Source organism: Staphylococcus sp. GDY8P94P (genome assembly GCF_017892255.1).
Lineage (GTDB): Bacteria > Bacillota > Bacilli > Staphylococcales > Staphylococcaceae > Staphylococcus > Staphylococcus cohnii.
Genome location: NZ_JAESKU010000025.1, coordinates 44797 through 64257, shown reverse-complemented (window position 1 = coordinate 64257; position 19461 = coordinate 44797). Strand labels below are relative to the sequence as shown.

The window sequence follows — 19461 nt, the reverse complement described above, 5'->3', positions numbered from 1 at the left end:
CTGATCAGATGGTAGAACAAATAACTGATAAACTTGGACGTCCAATTCGAGATTTGAGGTTGTCAGTTACAGATCGTTGCAATTTTCGTTGTGACTATTGTATGCCGAAAGAAATATTTGGCGATGACTTTGTTTTCCTACCCAAAGATGAATTACTCACTTTTGATGAAATGGTACGTATCGCTAAAGTTTATACACGTTTAGGAGTCAAAAAAATACGTATTACAGGTGGAGAGCCTTTATTAAGAAGAGATTTATATAAATTAATATATGAGTTGAACCAACTTGATGGTATAGAAGATATTGGTTTAACCACTAATGGTTTATTATTAAAAAAACACGGCCAAAAATTATATGATGCTGGTTTAAGACGTATTAATGTGAGTTTAGATGCGATTGATGACAAAGTGTTCCAAGCTATAAATAATCGAAATATTAAAGCTTCCACGATTTTACAACAAATAGATTATGCGGTCTCAATAGGTTTTCATGTAAAAGTAAATGTAGTTGTTCAAAAAGGTGTGAATGATGATCAAATTTTACCTATGATTCAATATTTTAAAGATAAAGATATTGAAATACGTTTTATTGAATTTATGGACGTCGGTAATGATAATGGTTGGGATTTCAGTAAGGTTGTAACAAAAGATGAAATGTTAAAAATGGTAGAGTCATCATTTGATATTGAACCTGTGGAACCCAAGTATTTTGGTGAAGTTGCAAAATATTATCGACATAAAGATAATGGTGCTAAATTTGGTCTGATTACAAGTGTGTCTGAATCATTCTGTTCTACATGTACACGTGCGAGATTATCATCAGATGGTAAGTTTTATGGTTGTCTATTTAGTACCGTGGACGGGTTTAATGTGAAATCATTTATGCGATCTGGTGTGTCAGATGAGGCACTGTTTGAACAGTTTAAAGCTTTATGGAATATTCGTGATGATAGATATTCAGATGAACGTACAGCGCAAACAGTAGCCAATAGAAAACGTAAAAAAATCAATATGAACTATATTGGTGGCTGATTTATTAGGAGATAGCATTTATGAGAACTGAACATTTGACCATGATAATCAGCTATTAAATATTTAAAAAGTTTAAATAACTAATAACTTTATAATTATAATCACTATTGTGATTATTAAAAAAATATTAGGAGTAGGAAATAATTCAAAGTTTCAATTTGAATTATCTTCTACTCTTTTTTATTATAATTTGAACTCATATCTTATGTGAAATGATTTCAAAAATGTGGAAAGATATTTTTATATGAAAATGTATTATACATAAGTATTTTTTTAACGATTAAAGATAATGAACAATAGAAAAATATTACCATAATCAATTGTAGCTATATAAAAACTTTACAATAGTAAAATTTATTTATCTGTTTCTTTTAAAATAATAGATTTAATGAAGAAAGTGTTATATAATATTTTAAAAGCTTATTCATTATATAAAGCCAATACTAACAATGAAAGTAAATCATGAGGAGGCCAAATTTATGGAAAGTAAAGCATCATTTTATATTACATCTGAGAGGGCTTTAAGTCAGTTGAAACATTGGTTGAAGTCAGTTCACCGTTTATCTATTGAAGAATTTGTAGTGTTGTTTAAAGTTTATGAAGCTAATAAAATTAGTGGAAAAGAATTAAGAGATACCTTACATTTTGAAATGTTATGGGACACTAGTAAAATAGATGTGATTATAAGAAAGATTTATAAAAAAGAGTTGATCTCAAAAGTTCGATCAGAAACAGATGAAAGACAAGTGTTCTATTATTACACTGATGAGCAGTTAAAAGTAATAGATGATATTATAAAAGAAATTGAAAACATAAAAGTTGCTTAATCACTAAAGTTACAATTAGATAATTATCAATGACAATGATATAAATAAGAGATAAGCCAAGTGCTATAATAGCATTTGGTTTTTTTAATAAACTTAAAATATACGATCATTCAAATTGAATAATAACCTTGAAATAACTATTATTCAAATTTAAATATATAAAGTAATACTGGATGGTTCATAATTAAAATGAGTACAAAAAAACTGCCAACAAAAATAGTTTTGTTGGCAGCTAAAGCAAATAATTTACAGTAACCTTAACTTATTGTTTTATGAAAAAATTAATAAGCATTCATGTGTTTTACTTTTCTACCGTGAACGAAGTAATAAATAACACCAGTAATTAAAACCAATACGCCCATAATAGCGTATAATTGAGCGAATGACACTGTAGATGTTACAAAGCCTAATACATAAGGTCCAAAACCTAATCCTAAGTCTAAACCGATAAAGTAGGTTGAGGTAGCAATACCATATTTAGCTGGTGGAGATACTTTGATTGCAATGGCTTGCATACAAGATGAAATATTGCCGTAACCAGCGCCAAGGAGTAACCCAGCAAGAATTAATAACCAACTATTATTTGTAATACTTAATGTTAAAAATGTAAGGATTAAAAAGACAAAAGCAGGATAAGCGATGACGTTTTCGTTTTTGAGGTCCATCATTCTACCAGCAATTGGTCTTGTAATGAGTGATGCAATAGCATAAAAAATAAAGAAATAACTAGATACTGTAACTAAATTGATTTCTTGGGCAAAAAATTGTAAAAATGTCAGGATAGACGAATAAGATAATCCTGCAAGGAGCATAATAATTGCCACAGGTAATGCTTCTTTGGCGATGTAATTATTAATATTAAATTTTTTGCTTTCAGTTGTTTGTGTTTTCGGGATATCACTAGTGATATCGATATCTAACTTAATAAAAAATGAAATGATAAAACTGATGATACCGCACATTAAACAAAGCAAAAATAGCAATTGAATTGGGAATGTATTAATAAGTAAAAGGCCAAAAAATGGGCCGATTGCAGCGCCTATAACTAAACTTAAAGAAAACAAGCTAATACCTTCACTTTTTCTCTCTTGTGGTGTTGCATAAGCAGCAATTGTCCCCGTTGCTGTCGTAGTAACCCCAGTAGCAATACCATTAACTAATCTCGTGAACATTAGAACAGCTAAGGCACCTTCTATAAAATAAAACAATTGTGTGATGATTAATAAGATTAAACCAATGATTAAAATACGTTTAGGACCTATTTTATTAACATACTTTCCAGTGATAAATCGTCCAATTAAAGAACCGATAATAAATAATCCAGACACGAGTCCCGCCATACTGTCTGACGCATGATATTCAGTTTTTGTATAACTCGCTATGATGACGATAAGCAAATACATGCATAAGTAAACTAAAAAGTTTGTAATGAAATTGATATTAAAATTTTTCGTCCAAATTGGTGACTTCATCGATGCTGTTTGATTCATGTTAAAATTCCTCCATTTCTAAAATTTGCGCGTGAATAAGTTGAAGTGATTTTGTAATATGTTCAATTTCTGAAACTGATAAACCTGTATTTTTAATAATTTCGTCTTGCACTTTATCTACACGTGAACTGATGTTTTTATAAAGGTTTTCTCCTTTTGGAGAAAGTGAAAGCCATTTTTCTCGTTTATCTGTACCTGTTTCAACAGTTAATAGAGATTTTTCAGAAAGTACTTTTAATATTTTTCTTGTGGTAGGCTTCTCAATAGAGCGTCGTTTTGAAATTTGTACTAAAGTGGTTGGTGCATTGTAGGAAATATCTTTTAAAACGAGCCATTGTGCAGGATATAGATCAAATGATTCAAAGATAGGTTGGAACATTTTTGTATACGGTCTATAAATTGCGATGATGTTATCAAATACAAATTTATTTTGCATGAAAGCATACCTCCGAAAATGGTTAGCAAAGCTAACTTAATTTTGAACAAGTTATATTTTAGCCTATTTGGACAGGGAAAGCAATACCTATTTATTAAGTGATGCTTTTGATATCTGAATAAAGATAAATTTATAATTGCAATTTAAATCATTATAATGGGTTATCAGAAGTAAACATGTATACAATTTGTTAAAATAAATGTAAAGGAAAATTAGGGGGATAAAGGTATGCAAGATTTAAAGTTAGATCATATCGTTCATTATGTACAACAATTAGATAATTTCAAATTCCCAGGTCATTTATTTACACTATATCAAGGTGGTAAACATGAGAAATTGGGCACATACAATCGTTTAGCCTACTTAAATAATGCTTACATTGAATTATTAGATATTTATAAACCAGAGAAATTGCAAAAAATTGTAAAAAGTGAAGAAGGTCGAGTGTCGTTTCCTTCGAAAATTGTTCAAGATCATTATAAAGAAGGATTAAAAACAATAGCATTTCAAACGCAAGATATTACCAAATTAAAAGAAACGCTGGAAGCACAAAGTATAGATGTCATAGGTCCTGTTGAAATGCAACGAGAAAACACAAAAGGAGAAAAGACTACATGGCGCTTGTTATATATAGCTGATCCTGATTATAGGGTGAAGCCGCCATTTTTTATTCAATGGAATGAAAATATTGAAGCAAGAGAAGAAAAGTTAAAACCATTACGCCAAAATGCTTTTAGCATAAAAAGTATTGAAATTAATAGCACAGAAAGAGCACATACGGTTGAAAAATGGCAACAGTGGTTTGGAATGGAAATCGTGAACAACACAGAAACATTCACGACATTAAAATTGGAAAACGATGATATTGTATATCATATATATGATGGTGAATATTCGGGTTATAAAGCAGTTACTTTGAAAGATGATAATACAACTTCACCATATACATTAATCATTAGAGGGCTTAAGTACAAAGTTGAAGCAGATTAATAAATGTAAACATACATACTATGTGCAATAACAATGATGTGTATCAAAGAAATTATTAGTGTTAAAATAGTTAAGTAAGTTCCCCATTTATTGTTATTAGATAAAAGTAGTAAATAACCCGTTACTACAAATGTAAAAACAGCGAGAATAATTCTTATACTTAAATATGAAACATTAAAAGTTGTATTAAATGTTTGGATTACAAAAATTAAATTTATTAAAAAAAGTAATGACAAGATAATGATACGCACAAAAACACCTCATTTCGTATATTATTATATCAAATAATGGGAAATGATGTGAAAGAATGTGTGAAGCAATGTATAATAACAAAGTATGTAATGGTAAAAGGAGATATCAGGTTTATGGAAAAGATGAATATAACGAACCAAGCGCATGATGCCTTTGTTAAAGCGCACCCTCAAGGTGACTTATTGCAATTAACAAAGTGGGCAGAAACAAAGAAATTGACTGGCTGGTACTCAAAGTGTATCGCAGTAGGTGAAGATGGTGAAATTTTAGGTGTGGCGCAGTTATTATTTAAAAAGGTTCCTAAATTACCTTATACGCTATGCTATATTTCAAGAGGTTTTGTAACGGATTATAGTAATAAATTAGCATTAGAAACATTGCTAGAATACGCAATTCAAATTGCAAAAGAAGAAAAAGCTTATACAATTAAAATTGATCCCGATGTTGAAGTAGATAAAGGTGCTGATGCACTAACGCATTTAAGATCATTAGGGTTTAAACACAAAGGTTTTAAAGAAGGACTTTCGAAAGATTATATTCAACCAAGAATGACAATGATAACACCGATTGATAAAAACGATGATGCGTTAATTCAAAGTTTTGAAAGACGTAATCGTTCAAAAGTAAGGTTAGCATTAAAGCGTGGTACGAAAGTAGAACGTTCTGATAGAGAAGGTTTGAAAACATTTGCAGAGTTAATGAAAATCACTGGCGAAAGAGATGGCTTTTTAACTAGAGATATTAGCTATTTCCAAAACATATACGATGCTTTACATCCAGATGGAGATGCGGAATTATTTTTAGTGAAATTGGAACCTAAACCAGTCCTTAAAGATTTACGTCAAGACATCGCACAATTAGAAGCGGAAAAAGTAAAGCTGGCTGACAAAAAACAAGATAAAAAGACATTAAATAAAATAAACGATGCTGACAATAAAATGAAAAAAACACAAGAACTTATTAATGAAATGGAAGCGTTAGAAGCTAAGCACCCAGAGGGATTATATTTATCAGGTGCATTGCTAATGTTTGCTGGAAATAAATCCTACTATCTTTATGGTGCATCATCTAATGACTACCGAGACTTCTTGCCAAATCATCACATGCAATTTGCTATGATGCAATACGCTCGAGAACACGGCGCAAAAACATATGATTTTGGTGGTACAGATAATGATCCAGACAAGGAATCAGACCATTATGGATTATGGGCATTTAAGAAAGTATGGGGAACGTATTTAAGTGAAAAAATAGGTGAATTTGATTATGTGTTAAATAAACCATTATATCAAGTTATTGAAAATGTTAAGCCGAAGTTGACTAAGACTAAAATTAAGCTTTCACGTAAATTAAAACGTAAATAGTTTTGTTTGTAGTTTTGTAAAAAAGTAGACACGTTATAAAGTTTTAATATGCAACTTAAACTTTATAACGTGCATTTTTTATGAGTTTAGAAAATACATAGATATGATTATACATAAAGAAAATAAATGCAATATCGAATTAAAATGTTATTTGAGAGGAGAAAAGATATGATAAAAAAACTATTGCAGTTTTCGCTAGGAAATAAATTTGCAATCTTTCTTATGGTATTGCTGGTCATTTTAGGCGGTGTTTATTCAAGTGCGAAAATGAAACTTGAATTATTACCTGATGTTGAACCTCCAGTGATTACTGTACAAACAACCATGCCAGGTGCTACACCAGAAACGGTAAAGGATGACATTAGTGATAAAATTGATGACCAAATAAGGTCAATGGCAAGTGTGAAAAATGTTAATGCACAATCTATTCAAAATGCTTCTATGGTTTCTGTTGAATATGAAAATGGCACAGATATGGATAAAGCTGAAAACGATTTAAAAAAAGAACTTGATAAAATAAAATTCGAAGAAGGCGTTGAAGAACCAGAGTTAACAAGGAATTCAATGAATGCTTTTCCAATTGTAGCTTATTCTTTTACTACAAATGATAATAATTTAAAAGATACAACCAAAAAAGTTAATAAGCAGTTACTACCTAAACTTCAAACAATCAATGGCGTACAAAATGCACAATTGAATGGACAGACATCGAGAGAAGTTTCAATTAAATTTGACCAAGAAAAATTGCAAGATAGAGGATTGACTGTAGATAGTGTGGAACAATTCTTAAAGGGTGCAACTAGTGAAACCCCATTAGGTTTATTTCAGTTTGGTAAAACTGAAAAGTCGGTAGTAATTGATGGCCAATTCACTTCAGTAAATGCATTGGAAAACCTTGAAATTCCATTATCAGCTTCAAGCATGAGTGCTCAAGGTGGCAACGAAGGAAGTGCAAATCAGAGTTCTAGTGCTCAAAGTTCATCACAAGGCGGTAACATGGCAACAGCAATGCCTAGTTCAGATGCTCAAGACGGAGAAAGTAGCATGCCTTCTGTTAAACTCAAAGACATTGCAAATATTTCAGTAGGTGATGAACGACAATCAATTTCTAAAACAAATGGCAAAGATGCAGTCAATGTACAAGTGACGAAAGCACAAGATGCTAACACTGTTAAAGTAGCGAAAGACACGAAAAAAGAAATTGATGAATTTACCAAAGATAATAAAGATATAAAAGCTACAAAAGTTATGGATACTGCGGAACCTATAGAAGACTCACTATATACAATGATTGAAAAAGCAGCACTCGGCACGATTGTTGCCATAATTGTTATATTATTATTTTTAAGAAATATTAGAACAACTGCAATTTCAGTCGTCTCAATACCGATGTCTATATTAATTGCAATGGTTGCATTGAAATTAACAGATGTATCATTAAATATATTAACACTTGGTGCACTAACAGTTGCAATAGGTAGAGTTATTGATGATTCAATTGTTGTTGTTGAAAATATTTATAGACGTTTATCAGATAAAAAAGAACCATTAAGTGGTAATAAGCTCATTATTAGTGCGACGAGTGAAGTATTTAAACCGATAATGTCGTCGACAATCGTTACCATTATAGTCTTTCTACCATTGGCATTTGTCAATGGATCAGTAGGTGAGATGTTTAGACCATTTGCATTAGCGATTGCGTTTAGTTTACTAGCTTCTTTACTTGTTTCGATTACCATCGTACCTTCTTTAAGTGCTACTTTTTTCAAAAAAGGTGTTAAACAACGTAAAGAAGAAACATTAGGTTTGGTAGGAAGAGGATATAAGCGTATATTGCGCTGGTCATTAGCGCACAAATGGATTGTAATGATTTTAAGTACGGTTATTTTAATCGCTAGTATTGGTTTAGGTGCAGCAAAATTAGGCACTAGCTTTATCTCAACTGGGGAAGATAAATTTATGGCATTAACTTATACACCTGAACCGGGTGAAACAGAAAAAGGGGTATTAGCACATGCTGAACAAGTACAAAAGTATTTGAACAATAAAGATAAAGTTAAAACAGTTCAGTATTCCGTTGGTGGATCAACTCCAACAGACCCTACAGGCAGTTCAAATAGCATGGCTATCATGGTTGAATATGATAGTAATACACCTAATTTTGATGAAGAACCTGATAAAGTTTTAAAACATATCAACAAATATCAGCATCCTGGAGATTGGGCAAATCAAGATATGGGCACAGGTGGAACAAATAATGAATTAGCAGTTACAATTACTGGACCATCTCTTGATGCAATAAAAGGAACTGTCAATAAAGTCGAAAAAGAAATGAAAAATATTCATGGTATAGCTAATGTTAAATCTGATTTATCTCAAACATACGAACAATATAATATCAAAGTAGATCAAAATAAAGCCTCTAGTTATGGTTTGTCTGCATCTCAATTAGCTATGACATTAAATCAGAATACACCTGAGCAAAGTGTCACAACCGTAAAGGAAAATGGTAAATCGATAGATGTGAAAATTAAAGAAGATAAAGAAACGGATTGGACAGAAGAAAAACTTGAAAACACTGAAATACAAACAGCTACTGGTCAAGCTATTGAATTAAGTGACATCGCAACATTAGAAAAAACAACGACGCCAAATAAAATAGAAACTAAAGCGGGAGACTATACGTCAAAAGTTTCTGGAAAAGTTACAAATGATGATGTTGGTGGGACTTCACAGAAAGTGTTATCGAAATTAAATACAATAGATAAACCTAATAACGTAGACGTCAACATGGGAGGCGCAAATGAAGATATAGGTAACGCAGTAACCCAATTATCTATGGCGATGTTAGCAGCAATTATAATAGTTTATTTAGTGCTTGTGTTAACATTTAAAGGCGCATTGGCACCTTTCACTATATTATTCTCATTACCATATACAGTTATAGGTGTTGTAGTTGCTTTAGTAGTAACTGGTGAGACAATTTCTGTACCGAGCATGATTGGTATGCTTATGTTAATTGGTATTGTTGTAACCAATGCAATAGTTTTAATTGACAGAGTGATAAATAAACAACAACAAGGTATGGAAATGCAAGCAGCATTGTTAGAAGCAGGTGGAACACGTATCAGACCAATTCTCATGACAGCATTAGCAACTATTGGAGCGTTGATGCCTATGTTATTTGGTGAAGATAGTTCTATCATTATTTCAAAAGGTATGGCAGCAACTGTAGTAGGGGGATTGATTTCTTCAACCTTATTAACTTTAATAGTCGTACCAGTAATATATGAAATATTATTTACTTTTAAGGCGAAAATCTTGAGAAAACGAAAATAGAATAAAATATAATGCGGACGTACGAGATTACCTACCTTTAAAGATTTTGTATGTCCGCACTTATATAATTAGGCGTTTGGAAATATAAATGATGTGAGTTTCTTTCTAAGTTGATTAAGTAATGATTACTGTGAGGTATGAAAGATAATATTTTTTGGAAAGTACAAGACCATGCCCTGTTCGAGGTAAGCGTTGAAAGCATTACGAAGTATAAATATATAAAATTAGCCCCGATAAGTTTCTTATAATTAGAAAGCTTTTCGGGGCTGATTTTATATATGTTACGTTATCGTATCTTTAAAATAATGTTTTTTAATATAAAACTAAAGTCAAAATAACATAAATTACAAATAAAATAACGCTCATAATGTTTAAAATTTGGACGGCTTTTTGATCATTTTTGCTGTTTTTGAAAGCTGTAATTTCTACATTACTTATGATAAGCAGTAGTACAATAAAGACCCACCAATTTATTGCAGGGAATGATAAAGTTGTAATAGCTACTACGAATAATAAAAGTAAAGACATAATAATACGTAAAATACGCGTTATAATGGTGTTCATTTTAAATATACTTATGTAACTTACGATTAAATATAACACTGGCAAAAATATAAGATACAGTTGCATTTATTACATCCTTTCTATGTTCGCCCTTAATCTTAGCATGTAAATTATTGATTTACTAGGATGTTATTTATTTTCTTTTTGTCTAATTTCTGAACGTACTTCTGACATTTCTTGCTCTATCTTTTCAAGTTGTTTAACTAAAGGGTCCACAGATTGATTGACTGATTCTCTTTTTTCGAGGTCGCCTTGTAATCTAACGTAATCATGTTTCAGTTCTGCTAATTTGTCATTTAAATCCATTCCATTACCACCTTTTTGTCTAATGTAAGCGTTTCGTATATAAATTAAATTATAACATGGATTCGAAAGCTTCTAAAATGGTTGCTACTTATGTTAAAGTATGAAAATAGAATGAAAACAGATGATTGGATGAAAGAAGGATTAATGTGACCCAACAATTTATCATTATTATTTTACTAATTGCACTAGGTTATACACTTAAACGCATAAATTACTTTAAAGCTAATGATAGTCAAGTTTTTTCAACACTCGTTTTAAACGTAACATTACCTTCTTTAGTGATTGTTAATTTAAATGGTGCAAGTTTAGATTTGTCACTATCAGTACTACCGATATTGATGATTTTGTATGGTGTTATCGCTAAGGTCATCGTAATTTGGTTTTTCTTAAAATATGATAATCATATCCGTGGTACAGTTGGAATGATGACTGCTTCGCTAAATATTGGTTTATTTGCTTATCCACTTGTAGAAGCGATTTGGCCTAAAACAGGAATGATATATTTTGGAATGGCAGATATTGGTGGCGCTGTGATTATGTTTGGTGTTACATACTTTGTTGGAAGTTATTTCAGCAGTGCTGGTGATAACTTTGACTTTAAGTATTTAGGCAAAAATTTACTAAAATCGGTTCCTTTAATGACATATATCATCATGTTTATTTTGAATATGCTTAATATTCATTTTCCAGAACCTGTAATTAAGTTTTTCTCAGTATTATCTGGTGCTAACATGCCATTATCAATGATCTTATTGGGCTTAATGCTCAACTTTAGTATCGATAAGCGTTTCTTACCTATCGCTTTGAAATATTTAGGTTTACATTATGGATTAGGTGTCATCGCAGGATTGTTGGTTTATTTCTTTTTACCTGTTGATAATAATATGATTAAAACAACATTACAAGTTGCTTGGTTATTACCAGTAGGTGTTGCTATTATACCTTATTCAATTCAATTTAAGTATAAGACGTTGCCGCTTGTTGGTATGGTGAGCAACTTAACGATTTTAATCAGCATTATTATTTTATATATATATCAAGCATTATTTGTTTAATTGATTATTTGTAAGGCTTTAAATATAAAAAAGAGCTAATCCGTTACGGATTAGCTCTTTTATTTTGAGCAAAGATATTAATGGCTAAGTTCATTTTTTGAATGGAACGTGAGGAATTTATCCTTTACCTCCCATAAATGCTGGGTAATTAGTCATGCCACCATCAACATAAATAGTTGTTCCATGAATATAACTTGCTAAATCAGAGGCAAGAAATCTTGCTACGTTTGCTACTTCATCTGCTTCACCAATCTCTTTTGCTGGAATCATTTCTAATGTTTCTGCACGAGTTGTTGGATCTGAAAATTTTTCTTTTGTATGTTCAGTTACAATTGCCCCTGGTGAAATATTATTAATGCGGATGCCATATTGAGCATATTCCATAGACATTGTTTCCATCATTAATTTCAAACCGCCTTTACTTGCAGCGTAATTTACATAGTTAGGCCAAGGAATCTTGTCATGTACACTTGAGGTATTAAGAATAACACCCTTCTTATCTTCTTTAAGAAATTGATTAACTGCTGCTTTGGCACCTAAAAATGCGCCAGTTAAGTTAATATCAATTACTTTTTGCCATTCATCTAAAGGCATTTCATGTGTTGGTATTGCTTTTTCAAATCCAGCATTATTAATCATGATATCTAATGTACCAAAATGATTTACAGTAGTTTGGATGAGATGATCAATATCATTCTCTTTAGAGATATCTGCTTGAACTTTTATCGCTTTACCACCAGCGTTTTCAATTAATTTAATTGAGGATTCCATAGCGTCCATATGACGTTCGGATCTGTAATTTAATACAACATTCGCTTTTTCTTCACCAAATTGTTCTGCCATCGCTTTTCCAATACCACTACCAGCACCTGTAATAATAACTACTTTTCCTGCTAAATCTTCAAACATTTAAGATTCCTCCTAGTTATTCGGCATAAATTTAGTTTTTATAAAAGTTTATAAGTCGAATAAAATTTAATAATAATGCTTTATCTAAGCTTTAATGTTACCTAAAACAAAGGCAGCTATAACGATTAAAATGATACCCGTCCAAATGCCTATCATCTGACGTTTATCTTTTCGTTCACCTAAAAGGAATATACCGCCAAGTGTAGAAACAATTACTAATAATTGTGAAAATGAGAAGCTTGTCGCCACACCTACTTTGGGTTGAGAATAGAACATAAACAAGTTACCTATACCCCAAATGACACCTGGTATTAAGTTCCACACGGTACTTTTAATAGTAGTCTCATGTTTAGCAGATAATATTAATCCACCGATTGCCATACCAATAGATTGGAAGAATAGGGCATTCATGCCATCAACACCAAAAATTTGTGCAACCACAACATAGACGACATAACCAACAGTGGAAATTAACAAGATAGGAATTGCTTTACCAAAGTTTTTAGTACTTTCTGAAGCTTCATTTTTTCCTTTAATTGATGTAAGTGCAATACCTCCAACAAGTAAAATCATTGCAACTAGGCCAAGTATAACTTGCGTACCCGTGCTCCATTCACCTAGGAATATAGCACTAAATAAAGTAGTACCTACAAGTTGTAATCCTGTTGAAATTGGCATTGTTTTAGATACACCAATTAAACTGACTGATTTTAATTGATAACCTTGTCCCAATGCCCAAAAAGCACCAGATATTAAACCTACAATAATTACGATGGGGTCATCGAATTTTGTATTGCCAGTAAGTAATAATAAGATACCTATGATAAGTGCACCGAAAGTAGTCCCTCTAATTTGATTGTAAGGGCCACCACCAACTAGCACATTAATTAAAACAACACTCCCCCAAAATAACGCTGGGAGTAGGGCAATTAATAAATCCATAACTAAGCTTCACTCACTCTCTATTTAATTTTACTTTCCTTCTATAAAACAATCACTGAAGATTGCCCTAGATACTCATTTTAAAGTAAAGGCATCGAATAGTAAAAACATTAGATTACAGTTCAGCTTTTTAATTTTTAAAATAGTGTGTGTATATATTAAAAATGTAAAAATGTAGAACGCTTACAATTTAAATGTATGCCGCTACGTATTTGAATTTTTTATATTCATAATTAATGTTAAAACCTAATTCATTGAAACGCTCAACAAGCGTAGTATTTTTACTGCGTATTTTAAAATATATCTTATCAATATCAAATGTTGAAAAAGCAAAATGTAAAGAATATGAGAGTAAATCAAAAGCAATTCCCATTAACCTGTAATCAGAGTGAGAAGAAAAATATTTGATTTCAGCTACATTGTTATTTTCAGCGATTTCAAGATATAAATAGCCTTTTAATAACCCTTCAGACATGAATATAAATAGACGATGGTATTCATCTAATGATTTTACAATTTCGTCAGCAGTCATTACATCATGTTTGAATGTTTGATTGTGTAATTTACTAAAATAACGGTAATACGCAGGTTGGTATTCAATAATATTCTGTTCATTACCAACGTCGCCAATATCTTTCGTAGAAATGAGATAATAATCAGTAAAACTATAGGATGCACCTAAAGATTTCATAAATGGTAAATATGTTTGCTCATGTTCTTCAAATGAAAAATTAAAATTTGCAGTATCAGGTTTACTTTGCGCTAATGCATCGAAAAGTTGTGTCATCTCATCGATAGAAGGCTTGATGCTTTTGTCTATGAATGGTCCTAATACTTTATATTTATTGTCTTCGTATTTTAAAGCCAAAAGCAGCATTGTAATTTCATCTTGATTGTTCACTTGTGCAAATACACCTGGGTCTTGTATTGCATTGGTAATAACGGTCCTAATGTCATTATGCATTTGTGGCAATTTATACAAATAGGAAGCAGATTGATAGTTAGCATTATTCAAAAATTCCAAGATTTGATCGACATCGTTCGGATTTGTTGTTTTCATATAATACCTCCATATGATGAACTATTAAGTTAATTATAAGAACTTTTTCATGTAAATGGAAGTTTTGATGTGCTATACACATGTTACAATAAGAATATCATTGAAATTGAAAGGACGAAATTATGAAATCACTCATTATTGCTGAAAAACCGTCTGTAGGCAGAGATATTGCGCAAGCATTAAATATAAATGATAAACGTAATGGCTACTTCGAAAATAATAAGTATATTGTCACTTGGGCACTGGGGCATTTAGTTACAAATGCTACACTAGAACAATACGATGATAACTATAAAGAATGGAAGCTTAACGATCTCCCTATTATACCTAAACGTATGAAGACCGTTGTCATAAGCAAAACTAAAAAACAATTTTCTATTGTACAATCATTAATTAATAATAAAAATACAAAAGACATTATTATCGCAACAGATGCTGGTAGAGAAGGGGAACTTGTTGCGCGTTTAATTTTAGATAAATCTCATAATAAGAAACCTATCAAAAGATTGTGGATTAGCTCAGTAACTAAAAAGGCAATTAAGGATGGTTTTGCAAAATTACAAGATGGACGCAAATTTAATAATTTATATTATGCAGCGCTTGCTCGTAGTGAAGCAGATTGGATTGTTGGTATCAATGCAACTCGTGCATTAACAACAAAATACGATGCGCAATTGTCACTTGGTAGGGTTCAAACGCCGACGATACAACTTGTTCAAATGAGACAAAATGAAATTAATCACTTTATACCGCAAACTTATTTTAAGATGAATATCGTTGCCGAAGGCCTCACATTCCAATGTATGACGCCGGAGTCTAGTAATGATAAATCAGTTTTTGAAAAGATAAAAAGTGAAGTTATTGATAAAGAAGGTTTGGTTGAAAGTATTAATAAAAAACATAAAAAATCATATGCACCTAAATTGTTTAATTTAACAGATTTACAACAAGAAGCCTATAAACGCTATCACTTTGGTCCAAAAGAAACATTGAATGTTTTACAGACATTATACGAAAGACACAAACTTGTAACTTACCCACGTACAGATTCTAACTATTTAACTGACGATATGGTAAGTACACTTAAAGATAGAATTCAAGCGATCATGGGAACATCATTGAAAGAAATTGCAAAATCTCAAATAGCACAATCATTTTCAACAAATGAAAAATTTATAAACAATCAAAAAGTATCTGATCATCATGCAATTATACCGACAGAAGTACGTCCTGATATGAATCAGCTCTCACAACGTGAAACAAAAATTTATCTGATGATTGCTCAAAGATTTTTAGAAAATCTTATGCCACCACATGAATACGAAGCTGTATCAATCAATATCGCAGCAGGGAATTATAAATTTGAATTTAAAGATAAAGTTACTAAAAAGTTAGGATTTAAAGCGATTTATGAAACTGAAGCAGCAGTCAACAAACAAATAGATAAAATAACCAAATCATCTAAATTGCACATAACACATCCTAAAATCGAACAACATGAAACAACACCACCATCATATTTTAATGAAGGTACTTTATTAAAAGCGATGGAAAGCCCTCAAAAATTCTTTAAATTAAATAATAAAAAATATAACGAAACATTGAAAGAAACAGGTGGGATTGGAACTGTTGCTACTAGAGCAGATATCATAGAAAAGTTATTTAACATGAATGCAATTGAATCTCGTGATGGTAAGATAAGAGTTACATCTAAAGGAAAGCAAATACTAGAACTTGCACCACAAAAATTAACATCACCATTATTAACTGCTGAGTGGGAAGAAAAACTATCATTAATAGAGCAAGGTAAATATAATGCCACTCAATTTATTTCTGAAATGAAATCTTTCACACATGAAGTCGTTAATGAAATCAAAGAAAGTGAACAAAATTATAAACACGATAATTTAACAACGACGGAATGTCCTACATGCGGCAAATTTATGATTAAAGTTAAAACTAAAAATGGTCAAATGCTCGTTTGTCAGGATCCTAAATGTAAAACTAAAAAGAATATTCAAAGAAAAACCAATGCACGTTGTCCAAATTGTCACAAAAAAATGATGTTGTTTGGAAAAGGCAAAGAAGCAGTTTATCGTTGTGTATGTGGCCATACTGAAACACAAGCACAAATGGATAAACGTCACAAAAACAAAAAATCAGATAAAGTTAACAAAAAAGATTTGAAAAAATATATGAATAACGATGATGGATTAGAGAACAATCCATTCCAAGATGCACTAAAAGGATTAAAATTTTAAATTAATCGAACAAAAAGTATAAATTTTAACAAGAAGTTCGTGTTTGCTATTGTAAAATAATGTAATTGGTATTAGAATGTGTAGGTATTTTAAAAAAAGGAGAACTAAACCGTGAAAAAGTATTTCAAGTTTGAAAAGCATAAAACAAACTATAAGAAAGAGATACTTGGTGGGCTTACAACTTTCTTGTCAATGGCATATATATTAGCTGTCAACCCTCAAGTACTTAGTTTAGCAGGCGTAAAAGGTGTTTCAGAAGATATGAAAATGGACCAAGGCGCTATTTTTGTTGCTACAGCATTAGCGGCGTTTGTCGGTTCTTTATTTATGGGTTTGATAGCTAGAAATCCAATTGCCTTAGCACCTGGCATGGGCTTAAACGCATTTTTCGCATTTACAGTGGTATTAACAATGGGTATTCCATGGCAAGTTGGTTTGACCGGCGTGTTATTCTCTGGTGTGGTTTTTGCAATTTTGACTATGACTGGTTTAAGAGAGACCATTATTAACGCAATACCCTATCAAATGAAAATGGCAGTTTCAGCAGGTATTGGTTTATTTATTACTTTTGTTGGATTACAAAGTTCAGGAATCATCACTAATAATGATTCTACATTAGTAACTTTGGGTCATATCACTGATGGCCCTGTATTGTTAACGATATTCGGTATTATAATAACAGTGATATTATATGCTGTTAGAGTACCTGGTGCGATATTTATAGGTATGGTCTTAACATCTATTTTAGGAATGCTTACAGGACTAATACATACGCCAAGTGGCATAGTGGGCAAAGTCCCTAGTATTGAGCCTACTTTCGGAGCTGCTTTTGAAGCATTTAAAGATCCTAGTCAATTGTTCACAGTACAATTTTTAATTGTAATTTTAACGTTTTTATTTATAGACTTCTTCGATACTGCAGGTACACTCGTTGCGGTGGCAACACAAGCAGGTATGATGAAGAATAATAAATTACCTAGAGCTGGTCGAGCATTATTTTCTGATTCATTAGCAACAATAGTTGGTTCGATTTTTGGGACGACAACAACAACTTCCTATATTGAGTCAACGTCAGGTGTCGCTGTAGGAGCTCGTACAGGATTTGCTAGTGTTGTTACAGGCTTTTGTTTCTTATTAGCGATATTTTTCAGCCCTTTAATGGAAGTAGTAACAAGTGCAGTGACTACACCAGCGCTTGTAGTCGTAGGTGTATTAATGGCTGCTAATTTTGCGGAAATAGACTGGAAAAAATTCGAAGTTGCAGTACCGGCATTTATCACGATTATTATGATGCCGTTATCTTATTCAATCGCAACTGGTATTGCTTGTGGCTTCATCTTTTATCCAATAACAATGTTGATTTCTAAAAGACATAAAGAAGTCCACCCAATCATGTATGCTTTAATGATACTGTTTATATTATATTTTGTATTTGTTCACGGCTAAATAAAAAATCCCTTTGCAGTCGATCCATATCGAAGCAAAGGGATTTTTTATACGTGTTAATTATCTGTATTCAGTTTATAAAAAAGTCGTGTTTCTTCATTATAATATAATAATCATGGCTGTATAACTTTAAAATTTATTATTCTCTTGCTTTTGTTGCGTGTAAACAACTTTTGCATGCTTGTTTGGAACATAAAGCGGCGTAGAGAAAATAATCAAAACAAAGAACAACATCAAGAAAAATAAAACCCAATGGACAATCATCCCAACAAAAGGTATGAATGCTATAAAAGAACCAATAACACCTAACAATGGTATGATTAACATTGGTTTAATAGAATTTTGTTTATCAACTATTAATATAATCACGATTATAAAATAAAGTAATGCATTGATTAATAAAGGCTGCCAACCAAAACTGAAAATGATACTACCACCTAAAAATGGGATGCCATAAATAAACTCGCCAACAATTAATATTAAACTAAGGATTATAAGTGTCGTACGGATACCACTTTTCATTAATATTCACTCCTAACTAATAATAGTATAAACGAAATAAATCAAATGAAAATAAAAAAGGGCAAATAAACATTTAAAATTACAAAAACTAAAAATTTCCTAAAAGTGGTTGAACTGAATAAGTAGTTCAAGTATAATAACAAGGTATGTGTTAGGCAAATAGTAAAAACTTTTGCAGAAAAGCTTGATAAATCACTGCTTTTCATGTAACATATCTAATGTTGGACTTTAAGAACACGCGATGAAGCGAAAGGTTACTGACACACCCGGCCGCTTTGCCATGGCGCTGTGTGAGATAGTTTTCGTGGAGAAGTCTATCACTTAAATGTAGACGAATAAGGAGGGAAAATTATGGCAAAACAAAAAATCAGAATCAGATTAAAAGCTTATGATCACAGAGTTATCGATCAATCTGCAGAAAAAATTGTTGAAACAGCAAAACGTTCTGGTGCAGATGTGTCTGGACCAATTCCGTTACCGACTGAAAGATCAGTTTATACTGTAATTCGTGCCGTGCATAAGTATAAAGATTCACGTGAACAATTCGAACAACGTACACATAAACGCTTAATCGATATTGTTAACCCTACACCTAAAACAGTAGATGCTCTTATGGGCTTAAACTTACCATCTGGTGTAGACATCGAAATCAAATTATAATAGAAAA

17 protein-coding genes are annotated in these 19461 nt (G+C 31.6%); 9 read left to right on the top strand and 8 right to left on the bottom strand.

The window, feature by feature from the left end:
* Positions 1-8: 8 nt before the first annotated feature.
* Both moaA and KA926_RS13265 read left to right on the top strand, forming a co-directional pair.
* Complete coding sequence (gene moaA / locus KA926_RS13270) at positions 9-1031, top strand: GTP 3',8-cyclase MoaA (protein ID WP_107504800.1); 1023 nt, start codon at positions 9-11, stop codon at positions 1029-1031.
* A gap of 479 nt (positions 1032-1510) precedes the next feature.
* The gene (locus KA926_RS13265) at positions 1511-1858 is read left to right on the top strand and encodes a transcriptional regulator, SarA/Rot family (RefSeq protein ID WP_019468084.1); all 348 of its coding nucleotides are present in this window, start codon (positions 1511-1513) and stop codon (positions 1856-1858) included.
* A gap of 281 nt (positions 1859-2139) precedes the next feature.
* Here KA926_RS13265 and KA926_RS13260 read toward each other — a convergent pair whose 3' ends face one another.
* Both KA926_RS13260 and KA926_RS13255 read right to left on the bottom strand, forming a co-directional pair.
* Positions 2140-3348, bottom strand: coding sequence for an MFS transporter (locus KA926_RS13260; RefSeq protein ID WP_107386333.1), 1209 nt, complete (start codon positions 3346-3348; stop codon positions 2140-2142).
* Position 3349: 1 nt separating this feature from the next.
* Entirely contained in the window at positions 3350-3784 is a 435-nt protein-coding gene (locus tag KA926_RS13255) for a MarR family winged helix-turn-helix transcriptional regulator (RefSeq protein ID WP_107386332.1), read from the bottom strand.
* 228 nt (positions 3785-4012) lie between these two features.
* Between KA926_RS13255 and KA926_RS13250 the strand changes: the two genes are divergently transcribed.
* The 3 genes from KA926_RS13250 to KA926_RS13240 all read left to right on the top strand — a co-directional run bounded on the left by KA926_RS13250 (position 4013) and on the right by KA926_RS13240 (position 9729).
* Entirely contained in the window at positions 4013-4774 is a 762-nt protein-coding gene (locus tag KA926_RS13250) for a VOC family protein (RefSeq protein ID WP_107385094.1), read from the top strand.
* Between the two features lie 365 nt (positions 4775-5139).
* On the top strand, positions 5140-6390 hold the full coding sequence (locus KA926_RS13245; protein ID WP_210144582.1) for a lipid II:glycine glycyltransferase FemX: 1251 nt from the start codon (positions 5140-5142) through the stop codon (positions 6388-6390).
* 168 nt (positions 6391-6558) lie between these two features.
* Positions 6559-9729, top strand: coding sequence for an efflux RND transporter permease subunit (locus KA926_RS13240; RefSeq protein WP_210144580.1), 3171 nt, complete (start codon positions 6559-6561; stop codon positions 9727-9729).
* Between the two features lie 312 nt (positions 9730-10041).
* On the opposite strand, the gene mspA is transcribed toward KA926_RS13240, so the two are convergent.
* Both mspA and KA926_RS13230 read right to left on the bottom strand, forming a co-directional pair.
* Positions 10042-10359, bottom strand: coding sequence for a membrane stabilizing protein MspA (gene mspA, locus KA926_RS13235; protein WP_107386330.1), 318 nt, complete (start codon positions 10357-10359; stop codon positions 10042-10044).
* Positions 10360-10422: 63 nt separating this feature from the next.
* On the bottom strand, positions 10423-10599 hold the full coding sequence (locus tag KA926_RS13230; protein ID WP_019468077.1) for an SE1832 family protein: 177 nt from the start codon (positions 10597-10599) through the stop codon (positions 10423-10425).
* Positions 10600-10745: 146 nt separating this feature from the next.
* Here KA926_RS13230 and KA926_RS13225 point away from each other — a divergent pair, with 146 nt between their 5' ends.
* Positions 10746-11654, top strand: a complete 909-nt coding sequence (locus KA926_RS13225; protein ID WP_107383911.1) for an AEC family transporter — start codon at positions 10746-10748, stop codon at positions 11652-11654.
* A 117-nt stretch (positions 11655-11771) separates the two neighbouring features.
* Here KA926_RS13225 and KA926_RS13220 read toward each other — a convergent pair whose 3' ends face one another.
* The 3 genes from KA926_RS13220 to KA926_RS13210 all read right to left on the bottom strand — a co-directional run bounded on the left by KA926_RS13220 (position 11772) and on the right by KA926_RS13210 (position 14565).
* Positions 11772-12563 (bottom strand): glucose 1-dehydrogenase, encoded by a 792-nt coding sequence (locus tag KA926_RS13220; protein ID WP_107383910.1) that lies wholly within the window; start codon positions 12561-12563, stop codon positions 11772-11774.
* An 84-nt stretch (positions 12564-12647) separates the two neighbouring features.
* Positions 12648-13505, bottom strand: a complete 858-nt coding sequence (locus KA926_RS13215; protein ID WP_019468635.1) for a RhaT/GlcU family sugar-proton symporter — start codon at positions 13503-13505, stop codon at positions 12648-12650.
* A gap of 190 nt (positions 13506-13695) precedes the next feature.
* A complete protein-coding gene (locus KA926_RS13210; RefSeq protein ID WP_107383909.1) occupies positions 13696-14565 on the bottom strand; it encodes a GNAT family N-acetyltransferase in 870 nt (289 codons plus the stop codon).
* A gap of 122 nt (positions 14566-14687) precedes the next feature.
* On the opposite strand from KA926_RS13210, the gene KA926_RS13205 reads away from it, so the two are divergent.
* Together KA926_RS13205 and KA926_RS13200 are read left to right on the top strand one after the other, a co-directional pair.
* Positions 14688-16826 carry a DNA topoisomerase III gene (locus KA926_RS13205; RefSeq protein ID WP_210144578.1) on the top strand — a complete coding sequence of 713 codons (2139 nt, stop codon included), beginning with the start codon at positions 14688-14690 and terminating at the stop codon, positions 16824-16826.
* 111 nt (positions 16827-16937) lie between these two features.
* Entirely contained in the window at positions 16938-18272 is a 1335-nt protein-coding gene (locus KA926_RS13200; protein ID WP_210144575.1) for an NCS2 family permease, read from the top strand.
* 129 nt (positions 18273-18401) lie between these two features.
* Here KA926_RS13200 and KA926_RS13195 read toward each other — a convergent pair whose 3' ends face one another.
* Positions 18402-18794, bottom strand: coding sequence for a hypothetical protein (locus KA926_RS13195; protein ID WP_107383907.1), 393 nt, complete (start codon positions 18792-18794; stop codon positions 18402-18404).
* 351 nt (positions 18795-19145) lie between these two features.
* Here KA926_RS13195 and rpsJ point away from each other — a divergent pair, with 351 nt between their 5' ends.
* On the top strand, positions 19146-19454 hold the full coding sequence (gene rpsJ / locus KA926_RS13190) for a 30S ribosomal protein S10 (protein WP_002482611.1): 309 nt from the start codon (positions 19146-19148) through the stop codon (positions 19452-19454).
* Positions 19455-19461: the final 7 nt, after the last annotated feature.